At 47.9% G+C, this 15,749-nt stretch carries 12 protein-coding genes; all 12 read right to left on the bottom strand.

Going from position 1 to position 15,749, the window contains the following annotated elements:
• Nucleotides 1-370: 370 nt before the first annotated feature.
• On the bottom strand, nt 371-1,492 hold the full coding sequence (locus ACLR2L_RS07555) for an energy transducer TonB (protein ID WP_413367049.1): 1,122 nt from the start codon (nt 1,490-1,492) through the stop codon (nt 371-373).
• Nucleotides 1,493-1,627: 135 nt separating this feature from the next.
• Nucleotides 1,628-2,944, bottom strand: a complete 1,317-nt coding sequence (locus ACLR2L_RS07560) for a tetratricopeptide repeat protein (RefSeq protein ID WP_413367052.1) — start codon at nt 2,942-2,944, stop codon at nt 1,628-1,630.
• Nucleotides 2,945-2,951: 7 nt separating this feature from the next.
• A complete protein-coding gene (locus ACLR2L_RS07565; protein WP_140958483.1) occupies nt 2,952-3,563 on the bottom strand; it encodes an energy transducer TonB in 612 nt (203 codons plus the stop codon).
• 12 nt (nt 3,564-3,575) lie between these two features.
• Nucleotides 3,576-3,983, bottom strand: a complete 408-nt coding sequence (locus ACLR2L_RS07570; protein WP_140958484.1) for an ExbD/TolR family protein — start codon at nt 3,981-3,983, stop codon at nt 3,576-3,578.
• A gap of 46 nt (nt 3,984-4,029) precedes the next feature.
• Complete coding sequence (locus tag ACLR2L_RS07575) at nt 4,030-4,545, bottom strand: MotA/TolQ/ExbB proton channel family protein (RefSeq protein ID WP_140958485.1); 516 nt, start codon at nt 4,543-4,545, stop codon at nt 4,030-4,032.
• Between the two features lie 5 nt (nt 4,546-4,550).
• A complete protein-coding gene (locus ACLR2L_RS07580) occupies nt 4,551-5,915 on the bottom strand; it encodes a MotA/TolQ/ExbB proton channel family protein (RefSeq protein WP_413367057.1) in 1,365 nt (454 codons plus the stop codon).
• A gap of 12 nt (nt 5,916-5,927) precedes the next feature.
• The gene (locus ACLR2L_RS07585; RefSeq protein ID WP_140958487.1) at nt 5,928-6,683 is read right to left on the bottom strand and encodes a DUF3450 domain-containing protein; all 756 of its coding nucleotides are present in this window, start codon (nt 6,681-6,683) and stop codon (nt 5,928-5,930) included.
• A 172-nt stretch (nt 6,684-6,855) separates the two neighbouring features.
• On the bottom strand, nt 6,856-9,504 hold the full coding sequence (locus ACLR2L_RS07590) for a TonB-dependent receptor domain-containing protein (RefSeq protein WP_413367060.1): 2,649 nt from the start codon (nt 9,502-9,504) through the stop codon (nt 6,856-6,858).
• Between the two features lie 120 nt (nt 9,505-9,624).
• Nucleotides 9,625-12,399, bottom strand: a complete 2,775-nt coding sequence (locus ACLR2L_RS07595; protein ID WP_413367063.1) for a hypothetical protein — start codon at nt 12,397-12,399, stop codon at nt 9,625-9,627.
• A 275-nt stretch (nt 12,400-12,674) separates the two neighbouring features.
• Nucleotides 12,675-13,625: a PstS family phosphate ABC transporter substrate-binding protein gene (locus ACLR2L_RS07600; RefSeq protein WP_413367066.1), complete on the bottom strand. Its 951-nt coding sequence runs from the start codon at nt 13,623-13,625 to the stop codon at nt 12,675-12,677.
• Between the two features lie 2 nt (nt 13,626-13,627).
• Entirely contained in the window at nt 13,628-14,935 is a 1,308-nt protein-coding gene (gene phoR / locus ACLR2L_RS07605) for a phosphate regulon sensor histidine kinase PhoR (RefSeq protein WP_140958491.1), read from the bottom strand.
• A gap of 74 nt (nt 14,936-15,009) precedes the next feature.
• Complete coding sequence (gene phoB / locus ACLR2L_RS07610) at nt 15,010-15,699, bottom strand: phosphate regulon transcriptional regulator PhoB (protein WP_140958492.1); 690 nt, start codon at nt 15,697-15,699, stop codon at nt 15,010-15,012.
• Between the last annotated feature and the right edge of the window lie 50 nt (nt 15,700-15,749).

Below are 15,749 nucleotides of genomic sequence, written 5' to 3' on the forward strand. Positions count from 1 at the left end.
TATACCAATTCGCATAGAAGTTTGCCCTCTCAGAGTGAGTAAAAACGACTTAGATCACGACGCGTTCTCTGAGGCATAGTTATTCTATGTCCAGAGGACGCAACACAGATGTAAGTCGTTTTGGCCACTCCCTTCGGGCATTACTGGCAGGCTTTTTAGCGTTGTTACGCTTGCTTGATTTGGAACCACCAAACCTGTGCAACCAAGCCTAGCTAAAAAGCCTGCCAGTATTGCTGAGTGGGTAAACTTCTATGCGAATTGGTATTACACGCCTCGCTGAATGTAGTTACTGTTTGAGCGTTGACTGAACTACTTGCCACCCCAAAACACACTGCTATTGTGAGTTGTTTGAGTGTTTTCATTCTTCTGCCTAGTTATAAATACTAAAGGTAAATTTTGAATAGTTGTTTAGCGCTGTTACCGGTTGCCCGTTTTCGTATTTGGGCGCAAAACGCCAGTATGTCAATGCCACTAATGCCGACTTGGCAAACTCATCACCGCCTTCTACCGATACCACGTCCATATTTACCGCATAGCCTTCAGGGTCAATATCGTATTTCAGCACCACTTCGCCTGGAATATTCGCCTGGCCGAGTGTACGTGGATAATTTGCTCGCTTACGGAAAATAGGTTCAGGCTCGACATTGTCTTTCCAGGGTCTTACCTGCCCGATAATCTGGCAATGTTTGGTTGCTTTTTCGTGCTGATCCATGGTGGTGTAAAGTTCCACCAATACCGCGTGAGCCTGCAACGCCCACGGATGCGATTCGTAAGCATTTTTAGAAATTTTGGCAGCAAGGGCTTCAAGCTGACTCGCGGCTTCCGGTAATTTATAATCACCTTTGTATATGAGGGCCAGAATGTATTGCAGTTCCAGCGTTCTGATGTCTAATTCGCCCCAGGTAGCCGTTGCTTTGGCTATGCCCTCACTTAAGATACTTTTTGCTTTGCGTGCCGATTCTGGCATGTGACCACTGTGCGCCATAGCCGTACCAATCAAATAATACGCCGTGGCCGCATCGTCCGGATTGGCTTCTGCCACATCTTCTGCTGAGTACATTATGGTGTGCAACCGGCCGGTGTTTTTCTCAACCAAACTCAGTGATCGTTCCGCACTTGCCTGATCGCTATAGGTATAATACTGATCCAATCTGGCTTCCAGTGTTGCCAAATCGTATTTCCCGTACAGATCCTCACGCAGGCCGATAACATTGTCGTAAGCGTCCAGCGCTTTATCGAACTGGCGGGCATCGCGATACGCATTGGCAAGGTTATACGCCAGTGCAGCGGTATTTTCGTGCTTTTTACCGAACTGCTGCACACCTAAATTGTAGGCATGTTCAGCATAAAAAATCACATCCTGAAGTGTACCGTTTTGATACGCTTCCTGATATTGATTGTAAGCCTGAGAAAAACTGGTGGGAGTTTCTTGCGCCTGGGCGGCGCCGCATAACACAGCAGCAACAACGAAAGAAGCAAGTGTACGCTTCATAGTCTGACGTCCTTATTCTTTATTAATTTCTGAATCCTTCAACACAAAAATTTAGCGCTAATCGCGGCCGATTTCAAGTACCAACAAAAAGGCCAGCGTCATGCTGGCCTCATTCATTTCTTTGCAGTAACCGGCTTAAGAACCTAACTCCGCTTTAAGTTGGTCGCTGCTGGCTTTCTCAGATTCCACAAACTTGGACCATTGCTGGGCCATGCCGCGACTGGATTTAAACTTCTCAGCTTCCGCCAGTTCATTTAAGGCCTGAGCGTATTGCTTTTTGTTGTACAGCGCCATGCCTTTAATCAGATACGGAATGCCCGGGTTGCGCAATTCACCCTTGCTGATTGCTTTGTCAGCAGCCGCTATGGCGTTTTCCCATTCTTCCATATTCAGGTAGATTTGCGCTAACTGTGCATCCAGTTCACCGTCGTCAGACAAATCGGCAGCCTGTGCCATAACCGGTACCGCTTTGGTTTGCTCTTTTGCCTGAGTCCAGCTTTGTCCTAAGAACTTCAGATTGCGAAGGTTCTTCTCAAGAACGCCATCATTCAGCGCTTGTTCCATCAAGCGTGCACCCTTATACGGAGCTTTGTGGTAGTAATACAACTGCGCCAGGTTGAATATATCCGCAGCAGAGCTTACATAGCCTTGCTGGTAAGCCGCTTCCATAATGGCCAGCTGCTTTTTCTCTTCACCCAGCTCACCGTACATGCCTGCCAGTTGGATCCAGTACTTAGGCTCGTTGAACAGTTTCACCATTTTCACCAGCACGTCTTTCACTTTTTCGGGCTGTTTTAGCTCGTAAAAGATCGCGCGCTGAAGAATAAGCCAGCCTTCGTCCGGGATCATACCGTCTTCTTCATGGCCTTTAATCGCGGCAGTAATGAAGTCAGCTGCCTCGGCGTACTGCTTATTCTGATAGTACGCCTGTGCTTTAATCACCAGATTCTTGGGCGGGATTTTACCGGTATTCAGGTTTTCCCAGCGCTCAAGGTATTTAATAGATTCCGCGTAGTTGCCTTGCATCAGGTGTAGCTGGGCAAGACTGAATAACGTGCTTAACTCAAAGCTTTCCGGAATTGGCTGCTGTTCAACCACTTTGGCAAAATTTTCCAACGCTTTGTCGTATTGCTCATCGTTGTAGTAAATAAAGCCGTAAAAGTTATACATCATAGCCGTTTCATAGCTATTCATTGAGTCGTCTTTATCTTTTACAACGTTCAGAATATCAATAGCACCGGCCAGGTTACCACCGTCGGCTTCCGCTTGTGCACGAGCCAACTGATCATACACTTTAGAGCGCAATGCCGGCGTACGTCGGGTAGGACGTTCACTGGCTTTTTGCTCCTGTGCAACAACGTCAGTACTAACCAACAACGTTGACACGCTACCGGTTGCCAACAAGCCCGTTGCAACCAGAGATAACAGGGTGCGGGAGAGTGTTTGCTTCATACTGTCATTACCCGTCAATCTGGAACGTTATACGGTTTTGCACACCGGATACTTCGGTAGCTTCACCATTTACTACCCGGGGCTTGTATTTGAACTTCATAGCGGCATCCATTGCAGCCTGTTCAAAAATACCTTCCGGATTCGCTTCAATTACATATACGTCTCTTACTGCGCCTTGCTTGGTAACAGTAAATTCAACGATAACAAACCCTTCAATACCACGCTGAAGTGCGCGACGAGGATACACCGGTGACACTTTAACGATGGGCAGGTATTCACCATCACCCGACTCCAGCGCTAAACCACCGCCGTCGAGCCCCATGTTATCGCCTACGTCTGCCGAAAACGCCATCCCGCTGCCATCAGCATCCGGGCTGGGCGAATCCATTTGTGGCGTATCCATTTGAGGCGGCTGTTCTTCCGGCTTTGGCGGCTTACGCGGCTTGCGATCTTTCTTCTGTACCTGCTCTTCAGGCTTAATGCGAACGAAGTCCAGTACGCTGCCTTTGGGCGGCTCAGTTAACGCACTGCCACCCATTTTGATCAGTGACTGCATCAGAAAAAACAAGCCCAGTGTAATCGCCAGTGATACTACAAATGCGATTAAAAATCGTGACATAGCAATGCTCGCTTATGGCTCTTGCGCTGCAATAGACACGTCATACACGCCAGCGGCACGCGAAGCATCCATGACCTTAATGAGTGTATCGGTAGTGGCTTTTTTATCTGCCTGAATCACCACAGAACCCTGTGGGTTTTCGGCATGCAGACGCTCAATGTTGGCCTGCACAGCTCTTACGTCGATACGGCGCTTGTTGATCCAGATCTCGCCTTTGTCTGAAATAGCAATCAGGATATTGGCACGGTCCTTTTTCACCGCAGTCGCGGCTTCCGGACGGTTTACATCAATACCGGCTTCTTTTACAAACGATGCCGTTACGATGAAGAAGATCAACATAATAAACACAACGTCCAGCATGGGCGTCATATCAATCGTTGCTTCTTCTTCGTCAACCAGGTTTTGGAAATGCTGTTTCATAATTCTTTTACCTTACTAGATGCACCGGGACCACCCGATACATGCCTTAACGCTTGATCAATGCTTCTTCAAGGTGTGCACGTTCAGTTTTCACCTTGCGGTTCAACCAGGTCGAGGCGAATACGCCTGACAGTGCGCCTACCATTCCCGCCATTGTCGGGATAGTGGCTTTGGATACACCAGAAGCCATTGAACGGGCATTACCTGAGCCTGAGATGGCCATAACATCAAATACTTCGATCATTCCGGTTACGGTTCCCATCAGACCCAGCAGTGGACAAAGTGCCACCAGAGCCTGAATTACCGGGATACTGCCATTTAACTGTATGGTCAGTGTCGAAATCATCTTGGAGCGGATTTGTTCAGCGTGCCATGAAGATCGATCTTCACGGGCTTTCCAAATGGTTACCGCTTCTTTACTGAAGTTTTTGTGCCAGATTAACAGGTACAATGCGCGTTCGAGGATCAAGAGCCACATCACGAATATCAGGAAACCGATGACCAGGAGTACCTGGCCTCCGGTTTCTGTAAAATCACGAATTGCTTCAAGAAACTCAATCATACTGATTAGCCTCGCTCAGCGCGCTCAGCAATCACGCCAGCAGCTTGTTCCTGCAGAATATAAACAATGTTCTTACTACGGGTATTCAGCATCGCGTACAGTAAGGTAGTTGGGATAGCCACAACCAGACCCAGAACTGTTGTTACCAGTGCCGTAGAAATACCACCTGCCATCAGTTTAGGGTCACCGGTACCAAACAAAGTAATTGCCTGGAAGGTGTTGATCATACCAGTTACGGTACCTAACAGACCCATCAGCGGTGCAACAACAGAGATGATTTTGATAATCGTCAGATTGCGGCCCAGCTTGGGCACTTCGGCTAGAATAGCTTCAGTTAAATGCAGCTCAAGCGCTTCGGTGTCGGCATTTGGATGCTCGTCACGCACTTTCAGTACACGGCCAAGTGGGTTGTTGTCTTTCACTTCAGTAGACTTCAACTGGCTGTTCACCTTGGCACGGATTACAGTAAGGGTAAACAGACGCTCGATAGACAGTAACAAACCAAACGCGCCTACCACCAGAATGATATAACCAACCACGCCGCCCTGCTCTACTCGCTCTTGCAGGTTAGGTGCCTGTACTAACAGACCCAGAATAGAACCGCCGGTTGGGTCGATACCAAACTTAACAATGTCGCCATTTGAAGCTTGCAGTTCAGCAGCAGACTCGCCATAACGTTCTGCAGGCTGGCGAAGCAGTTCAGAAACAGTGCCGGTCACGCCGTTAAACTCGAGGTATTTTCCATCAGCCACTAAAGCGAATGGTCCTACGCGTACCACTTCTTTATTGACTTTCGCGCCAGTCGCTTCAACTACGTCGGTCGTAAACTTGGTCACTTTTCCTGACTCAGTCATTTCACGCTGGATTTCAAACCATACGCGCTCGATTTCTTCAATTGACGCCAGTTTAGAGCTTGAGCCCATATCCTGTGCAAGTTGATCAAGAAATTCTGCACGACCCGTAATTTCAGCCGAAATCATGGAGTTGTAGAATTTGTTTTTGCTGTCACCCGCTACCTGCTGTAACACACCAAACAATTCTTTCAGTGAACCTAAACGCGCAGTAAGCGCTTCGTTTAAGTCAGCCAGTTTAAATTCGTTTTGTTCGAATTGGGTTTCCAGGCGCTCTGATAAAGCCAGGGTGTTTTCGCGCAATTTATTGGTATCGCGCAAAATCTGATCCTGTTCATTACGCTGGGCAACGAAGTCCTGTTCGCGCTGTTTGTTTTGTTGCGTTTGCGCAAACTTACCTTCTTCCAGTTGCTTAAGCAGTGCATCCAGATCCAGAGCACGCTCGTTTTCTGCCATGGCAGACAAACTCAGGCTTGCCGCAACCAGACCAAATACGATGGTTTTCAACGATTTCAACATCACTTCGTCCTCTTAGTCTGTAATAGCAACTGGCAGCATTAACAAATCAGGCGCAAGTTGTTTCTTGGCCATACGCAATGCTTTGGTTACCTGAGTGCGGTAAGAACTGTCGAGTTCTTCCCACTGACGGGTTTGCTTGTTCCACACGCCTTGCGAGCTCGCATCACGAGTTTGATAAATCAGTGTGGTTCGGCCAAGGCGTAAAAACTCAACGTCACGCTCCTGACCAGCAATAGTGTGAATACCGCTGTATGCTTCCATAGTACGGCCGTAGTCCATTTCTACCTGATACGCTTCCATCACACGACGAAATTTCTCAGAAGACGCTACATCTGCGCGGTCCATCATCGTTTTCAAGCTGGCGATGCGGTCTGCACGCTCTTCTGGCAGGAAAGGTACGTCCAGCGCTACAAACTGCTCCAGGCCGTCAATCATACGAATCATCAGAGGGGTGATCTGACGTTCGATAACCGACACTTCATCAATGGCTAAATTTAAATTAGCCATTTCCTGTTCCTGATTAGCAATTTGCTTCTGCAGTTGCTGATTGTAGATATTTAAACCTTCAATCTCTTTGTTCAACGCTTTGAACTGCTGCAGTTTGCTATCGATCTGATCGGTAATACCGTCTATTTTTTGCTGCGATTTAGCCGCAGACTCATTGATTTCCTTGGCAGCATCCATAGCAGGTTTTAATTCCTGCTCCTGTGCGAAGGCTGATGCCGACAAAAGTGCCGTGCTTAGCAGCAAGGTGTTAAAAAGCTTCATACATTCAAACCTTTTTGTTATAAGAAATCGGAACAACCGACCACTAAAAACTGCGGGTAGGATAGGAGTTTTATGTGACAGTTTTATTACCAGACTGTCATAAAAAAACTTTCCTTTATCCTGAACGAAAAAAGCCGCTTAAAAAGCGGCTTTTTCAATGGGTTACCCAAATTTAAAAATCGTACTTATACGACAGACTAAAGCTGGTTCCCTTTGTCTCAGACCGTGCCAGGGTATTCTCAAATTCCAGCTCCTGCTGGTCATTAAGGATATTCTGTACCTTGAATGTGACAGTGGTATTAAAGTCCGGGAAGTACTTATACACCATATCCAACGAGTGGAACGGCGCTTCGTAGGTATCATCGAAGAAGTCGATACCCGGAATAATAATCCGTTCACCAAACACGTTGTACACCAAAGACGCCGAATGCTCGCCATTGTCTGAGTCGTAGCCCACCTGTGTGTTAAGCACATATTGCGAGTGACCCGTTAAACGACGCTTCAGATTGGTAATCGACGCCGACACACCGGTTTGCTCTACGATGTTCTGACGATCCAGTTCAATTTCTGAATCACTGATGGTCACGTTACCCGATACAAACAAGTTGTCCCAGATACCGCCACCAAAGATTTCCAGACCTTGCAGGAATTCCACTTCGATACCATAAAGCTCACCCGATTCGGCGTTTGCAATACGTACCAGAGGCGGACCATCCTGGGCAGGTGACTGGACCGATTCAATCGGATCTTCCATATCTTTATAGAACAAACCGACTGACAGGTTGTTGCCGGCTTCGCGGTACCATTCCCAACGAATGTCGTAGTTAGCGATTTTCGTTGTCCGAATGCCAGGGGTACCACCAATCGGGAATTCGGTTAACGGATCGATATAGGTCGCTGATGATACTTCACGTAAGTCCGGGCGAACCACGGTTTGACCGAAGCTCACACGCAACTGCATGTCTTCCTGCATGAAATATGTAACTGCAATAGACGGATAGAAGTCATCTTCCATAAATTGCAATTGATCACGATCGGCGTCATCTGGCAAATCGATTTGATTGGTGCGTGGATCAAATGGCACAACGGCCTGACGGAAATCTTCATAACGCACACCACCGCTTACGCGCCAGGTGTTGTCGAAGAAGAGATCGGCTTCCAGGTAATAGGCATCAATCAACTGCGCAGCAATGTAATCGTCACCGGCAATCGTGGTATCACGCAGCAAGTTAATACTGGTATAGGCAGCTGAATCCAGTACGTCATCGGTTAATATATCTGAGAAGACGTTGCCTTCCAGAATTGACGTATCAGCAAACGCACGGGTACTCACGTCAAGACGACGGTTTTCTGCAATCCGGATTTTATTGACGTAATCATAACCGCCTTTAAATTCCATTTCCCAACGCCCAACGCTAACCGGGTAGTTAACGTTAAAACCGTAGTTTTCTACGCGGTCATGCAGTGCCTGGAACGAATAACGAGCAGCCGTTTGCGCGTTGGTTAACACGCTCTCATTTACTTTATCGTAAATGCCATCCTGATTTTCGTCAGTCAGGATGAAACGCGCTTCCTTGTTGCCTGGCGCGTTACGTGACGAACGTCCCAGTGAGTATTTCCAGTCTACGCCCAGAAAACCAAGGCTCGGGAAAGTATGCATACCTTTTAGCTGGTTGGTGTACATACGGCGCTCTTCGTACAATACTTCGTACTCGCGGATACGCTGTTCATCTACCAACTGAATGTTGGCTGAGTTACCCACTTTTTCGCGGAACTGGTCACGCGTATCGTTTAGCACGATCAAACTGTAATCAATCTGGTGCTGACGATTGTAGTCAATCCCCAGACTCATCAGGGTTGACCATTTTACTGAGTGTTCAGTGGTATCCACTTCATCAAAGAAGCGCACCATGCGGATAGAATCTTCGCCATCGCGCAACGGTTGCTCGCCGATGTATTCTTCTGAGACGTTCCACTGATTGTTGTATCCGGTAGTTAGCAAATAGCCCCAACGCCACTCATCGTCGAGGTCGTGGCTGTTACCCAGTGTAAAGTTAAAACCAGTATCTGGGTCTACTTTACTTAGGTAGGGGTCGTAATCGCGATGCAAACCCTTGAACATTTCTACCGATTCAGCCTGAGTCAGATCATCTAAAAACTTGAACTGGTCCCACTGCTGCATAATCGCTGCCGGAGCCGCACGAGTGCCGTCATCCTTGCCCATCCAGTCATCGCTGCCGCCATTGTAGAAATAGGCGTCATCGAAGTTATTGGTGTTGGTACCCAAACTGCCACTGATATTGAAAATGTACTGAGAAGGGATCGATTTCAGACGTACGTTTACGTTACCACCACCGAACGAAGCTGGCATAGAAGGCGAAAATGCCTTTTGCACAGACAGACTTTCAATGATGCCTGATGGGAATAAATCCAGAGGAATAACGTTACGCGTTGGGTCAGGGCTCGGTACCGAAGCACCGTTTAATTGCGTTGATGAATAGCGCTCACCCAGGCCACGAACGTAAATAAATTTACCGTCAACCAGGGTCAGACCCGTTACACGACGAAGTGCAGATGCTGCATCGCCATCACCCGTTCTGGAAATCTGCTCCGCGCCCATAATATCGGCTACGAATGCCTGATTTTTACGCTCTTCCATCACAGCTGTTGCTGTGCCTTTCAGACGCGTTCCTGTAGCAACTACTTCTTCAATGGCTTCTTCTTCACTTTGCGCCAGTGCCACACCCGACTGTGCGAACAGCCCGGCTGCCACTGCCAGTGACAAAGTCTTCATTGAAAACGCGTAGGCAGGATTCTTCATTTTGCTACCTCGTTGAAAGCAATCTCAACCAGAAAGTGAGTAAATCACGTTCTATATTTATCTTATAAGTAAGCCCGCTGCGGCATGCAACGGGCTTTCTTGTTAACCAACTACCGGTAATTACTCCAGACCAATGGTCCAGCCTGCAGTCCAGTCATCACCTTCTTTTACCGCACCAACAAAGTCAGCGTTGTCGAAGAAGCTGTTGCCAGTGAAGTCGAATGGCGTAGCGGTTGTTGTGCTGTAGATACCCGACAATACATCAGCTTGAGTGGCTGCAACTGCGTTGCCAGCCTGGGTATTCAGGAACCAGTCTTCCAGGTCAACTGCGGTTGCCGCATTCTTGAAGTTTTCGCCGTTTTCACAAGCGATAACAGAGTTACTGAATGTAATGGTACCGTCGCCCAGGTTAGTTTGTGACTCAGTTGAATCTTCTACTTCGAAACACTCTCCCATGCCCGCGGGACCCGTAACGATAAAGTTATATAACTGAGCACCCGTACCTTCGCGCAGATACACACCCTCGGAGTCATCTTCACCGTCGAATTCGTTACCAATAATGGTTACGTTAGCCAATGACGGATTAGACTGTGGCTCAATCGCTGGGTTTGAACCGTCGTTGTCTGCTTCGATACCGCGGTTGGCATCTGAGTTATCTTGTGCCTGACGCACCAGTACATACTGCATATTACCCTGGAAACCGTTGTCCCAGTCGATGCTGTCGTCCTGAATGTCAGTCAGCACCAGATATTTAACGCTTACGGAACCGCCGAAGAATTCCACACCATCGTCAGCGTTAGCGTGAACCTGAATGTGGTCGACTGTTGTACCAGAACCAACGCCACCAAACGTGATGCCGTTCAGTTCGTTGTCCAGGGCGATTTCGTATCCACCAAACTGAACACGCACATAACGCAGGATGCCTGAGTTATCAGTGCTGTCAGTTCCGCCGAACACTGCACCTTCTTCAACACCTTCAACCTGCAGAGCACACGCTGAACCGTCGTCAGGACACTTGTTAGACGGTGCATTACCCAGAATGACCAGGCCACCCCACTGACCAGCAGACGTTGTGCCACCAGTTACATCTTCATAAGAAGTGAATACTACTGGCTTAGCTGCTGTACCTTCTGCTTCGATTTTAGAACCGCGACTTACCACCAGGTAGTCATTACCAGACGCACCGTATACAGTGACACCAGGCTCAATAGACAGTGTTGCACTGTTTTCGTTGTCGCCACCTACAAACACGGCACCAGACAATGCGTAGATATTGCCTTCAGTCAGGTTAACGTCAGTAGTTAACGTACCACTTAGTGAACAAGTAGTCGTTACGCCGTCAACAGACGCAATGTTAGATGTGCCTGCCGGGCAACCAGACGTTGATTCAACTACCTGGATGGTACCGCCACCGAAACCAAACGCCCAACCCTGACGCCAGTCAGTTGTTCCAACCGCACCAACAAAGTCAGTTGCTTCAAAGAAGCCATCAACTTGTGACGCGTCTTCACCTGAACCTAACAGCGGGCTGTCAGCCAAAGGCTTACCAGTAGAACTTAATAATAATGCAGAAGCATCCAGAACTTTGTTGCTGGTTTCTGCTGTGAACCAGGCTGCTAAGTCAGTGCCACCATTGGCAGTATCAGACTTGAAGTTTTCGCCGTTCGCACAAGCAATAACAGAAGACTTTACAGTGATGGTACCGTCGGCCAGGTTAGCCTGTGATTCAGTTGAGTTTTCAACTTCAAAACACTCACCCATACCAGATGGACCAGTGATAACCATGTTATAGATTTGTGCGCCAGTACCTTCGCGCAGGTACACGCCTTCAGAATCATCTTCACCGTCAAAGTTGTTACCAATGATGGTGAGGTTAGAGATCATTGGGTTTGACTGTGGGGTAATGTCTGGAACAGAGCCGTCGTTGTCTGCTTCAATACCACGGTTAGCGTCGCCATCAGCAGTATTTTGCTGAACGAAAACATACTGCAGTTTGCCGCGGAAACCATTATCCCAGTCTACCGAGTCATCTTCGTTGGCAGTAAGCACAAGGTGCTTCACATTCACGTTACCGCCGAAGAATTCAACACCGTCATCAGCGTTTGAGTGTACTTGCAGGTAATCCACTTCAGTGCCAGAACCTACACCACCAAACGTTACGCCGTTCAGTTCGTTATCTACGGCAATTTCGTAACCAGCGTACTTAACCACTACGTAATTCAGCGTACCAGAGCTATCAGACTCGTCTGTACCGCCAAATACCGCGCCTTCTTCAACGCCTTCAATTTGCAGTGCACAGTCTGAACCGTCTTGAGGACATTTGTTAGATGGTGCATTACCCAGTAATACGATACCACCCCATTGACCTGAACCAACTTCGTCACCAATCACGTCCTGGAAAGAGGTAAAAATAATTGGCGCATCAGCAGAGCCCAATGCTTCAATCGTTGAATCACGGCTTACTACCAGGTAGTCCCCACCGCTGCGACCGAAGATGATCGTGCCTTCTTCAATAACCAGGTTCACGCTGTTTGCTTTATCTTCACCAACAAATAACGGACCTTCAATTGCCCATACAGTGTCGTTGGTCAGTGTGATATTACCACTCTCGTCAGCATCATCAGCTGTTAATGTGCCTGACAATACACGCACTTCAATGGTTTGACCCAGCGCGTCAGACACTTCTGAAGTCAAAAAGCTGCTTTTCTCACCAGGCAACGTGTCAGTTGTGCCACCATCTGTACCACCGTCACCACCGTCGGTACCTGAATCACCGTAGTTGTTCGTCACACTGTTATCGATACTACCTTCAGTGATGTTAATGTCGCCACCACAACCAGCAAGAGCCAGCGCCGCAGCAATGGCTGAGGCTTGAAATAACTGCTTAAGTTCCATGCGTGTCTCCAAGTGAGAAATAGACTTATAATTTAAAAACGCGAGAAGAGTACCTAAGCAAAATGACAGAAATGTTACATTACAGGTTCGTCACAAAACTTTAATAAAAAAACAGGGGGAAAAATTAGGCAAATAGGGGATTCTAGACTAGCAAACGCAGAGTAAACCTTAAATTATCAAGCGAAAACAAAAACTTAAGAAAATCCACTCAGATATCAGAAGCAACCAGCCTTCAGCAGGAAACCGAGCTGACACAGTAGTAAATCTGTCACAATTTATTCAGACTCGCCCAATAGCTGTCGGCGTTGGCGTAATAATAGCGATTCTTTAATCGGAAAATAGCCATCACGGGCAACCAGTTTTTGGCCTGATTCAGACAATACGAAAGTAAGAAATTCGCGCACCAGTGTAGGCAGGGGTTCATCCGGCGCTTTATTCACCACCAGATAGAGAAATCGGGTAAAGGGATACTGTTGCTCACGCACAGTTTCGACACTCAGCGGAATAAAATGTTGTGCATTTTCGCCAAGCGGTAACGCACGCACGCCGGCGGTTTTATATCCGTAAGCCGCATACCCCATACCGCCCTTACTGGATGCAACCGACAATACGACCGACGCAGAGCCGGGTTGCTCATTCACGGTTTTGGTAAAATCACCATCGCACAACGCCATGATCTTAAACAAACCATAGGTGCCCGACACTGAGTTACGGCTAAACAGACGAATTGGCGCGCCGTTACCGTAGGTATCTACGCCAAGTTGTGACCAGTGTGTAATGGCTTCTTCCCCACCACAAAAACGGGTTGCAGAAAAAATCGCATCGACTTCAGATAAGGTTAAACCCGGCAATGGATTACGTCGCTCAACAAATATTGCAATGGCATCCAGCGCTACCTGGATTACCGTAGGCGGATAACCATGAGCGCGAATAAATGCCTGGATTTCGCTGGGTTTCAGTTCGCGGCTCATTGGGCCTATGGTGGCCGTACCTTCGGTTAGTGCAGGTGGCGCTGTAGATGAACCCGAGGCCTGTATCTGGAATTTAACGTCAGGGTATAAACTCTTAAATTCCTGTGACCACAGTGTCATTAAGTTTGCCAGGGTATCTGAGCCCACCGAAGTAATCTTGCCCGCCACGCCGGGCTTGCGTTCATAGACAGGCGCGTCAGCTATTGCGACACAAGAGCAGCAATACAGCAAAGAAAATACAACAATGCGAAACATTCTTAAGCGTCCTGACTGGCAATCATTTCGGCATCAAACTGGAAGAAAAACACACTGCCCTCTCCCACCTGACTGGTTATCTGAAGCTGTGAATTATGATGATTCAACACGTGTTTAACAATAGAAAGTCCCAGGCCTGAGCCCCCGGTTTTACGTGACCGGGCTTTATCTACCCGGTAAAACCGTTCCGTTAAGCGCGACAAGTGCTGTTGCTCAATGCCATCACCATTGTCTTTAACCGCAAATTTAACGCCGTCTTTAGTGACTTTCCAGTACACGTCAATTTTTCCACCTGGCGGCGTGTAGTGAATAGCGTTAAAAATCAAATTTGAACAAGCACTGCGCAACTCGGTTTCGATACCATATATTTTTACGCCGCGTTCCAAATGAAACGCAATAGTGTGCCCTTTATCCTTATTTAAGGTATCCGCTTCCAGCTCAATTTGACGCAGCATGGCCGCCATATCCACCGTATTCTCATAAATCCGTTCTGAACTGGCTTCTATCCTCGACAACACCAGCAAATCTTCAATCAGGCTTTGCATGCGGTGGGTTTGCGCCGTCATTTCCATAAAGGCCTTTTGAGTGAGGGGATCCAGCTCATCTTCATCACCAGCCAGAATTTCCAGATAGCCATTGATCACTGTTAACGGTGTGCGCAGTTCATGAGACACATTGGCTACGAAGTCTTTGCGCATTTCTTCCAATTGCGACACGCGGGTAACATCACGGGCAATCAGTAATAAATGCTCTTCGCCATAAGGCATAATCCGGTATTCAAAGGTCTTTTGCGGATTGAGCGGCGATGGTACTTCAATGGGATAGTGATAATTGCCGGCATGAAAGTACTGAATGAACTCAGGATGGCGGATCAGGTTATCCAACCGCCGCCCGGCATCACCCGGCCAGCGCAAACCAAGTTCTAAACGCGCAAGCCGGTTACACCAGATGATACAGGCTTTGGCATCCACCACCACAGCGGCATCCGGCAAGGCTTCGGAACCTTCCCGAAAGCGCTTCACCAGCGCGCCAAGCTCCTTGCGCTTATTGCGGTTACGGCGTTGCAGGTAATAAATGCCTTCGTAAATATGTTCCCACAAGCCGTTAACCGAAGGCGGAGACATTTTCCTACTGTGCCACAACCAGCGATTAAGCTTGAACAGGTGCCAGTAGTTGAACAACAACAAACCTGTTGTGCCCAAGGCTACTGCCAGCAGCATGTCATCGAGATACCACCCAACAAGGGCAAAAATAAACAGGAAAAGACACAACCGCACTATCGATTTAAACCATGAAAAGGGGTAGTACATCCCGGTTTATCCTTTACTCGCGCGACCGTGTTTCAGAACTGAATGGGGCAACTATACCCCATTGTGCCAATGACTTACAGTTTAGTAGAAAAGCGATAGCCTGCGCCACGTACGGTTTGTATCATGGCATCGTGACCGTGCACACCTATTGCCTTACGCAAACGCCGAATATGCACATCCACCGTGCGATCTTCTACATACACATTGGTGCCCCATACGTTATCAAGCAGCTGTTCGCGGCTATATACCCGCTCCGGGTGCGTCATGAAAAAGTGCAGTAACTTGTATTCCGTTGGCCCCATGTCCAGTGCGTCGTCATTAGCCATTACCCGGTGCGAGATAGGCTCGAGTTTTAATCCGTTAAACTCGATGGGCTGTTCATTAGATGTAGGGGTAACGCGACGCATCACCGCTTTGATCCGCGCAACCAGCTCTTTCGGTGAAAACGGCTTGGTAATGTAATCGTCGGCACCCGCATCCAGTCCGCGGATTTTATCTTCCTCTTCCCCGCGGGCTGTGATCATGATCACAGGAATATCGCGGGTAAACTCATGTTGCTTCAGACTCTTAGCCAACTGCACGCCACTACCACCAGGTAACATCCAGTCCAACAGAATCAAATCCGGATAGGGCTCTACCAGTTTTTGTTGCGCAATGTCGTAGTCTTCCGCCTCAATTGTTTCAAAACCTGACTGCTCCAGCACAAATTTCAGCATGTCGCGAATCGGCGCTTCATCTTCCACTAACAAGACTCTTCTAGACATAGTTTTTTTCCAGCTCATAAGAAAACGCCGCTATTATTATCAGGGTGTGT

It is taken from the genome of Alteromonas sp. AMM-1 (assembly GCF_047290655.1).
In the GTDB taxonomy this organism is placed as follows: Bacteria; Pseudomonadota; Gammaproteobacteria; order Enterobacterales; family Alteromonadaceae; genus Alteromonas; species Alteromonas mangrovi.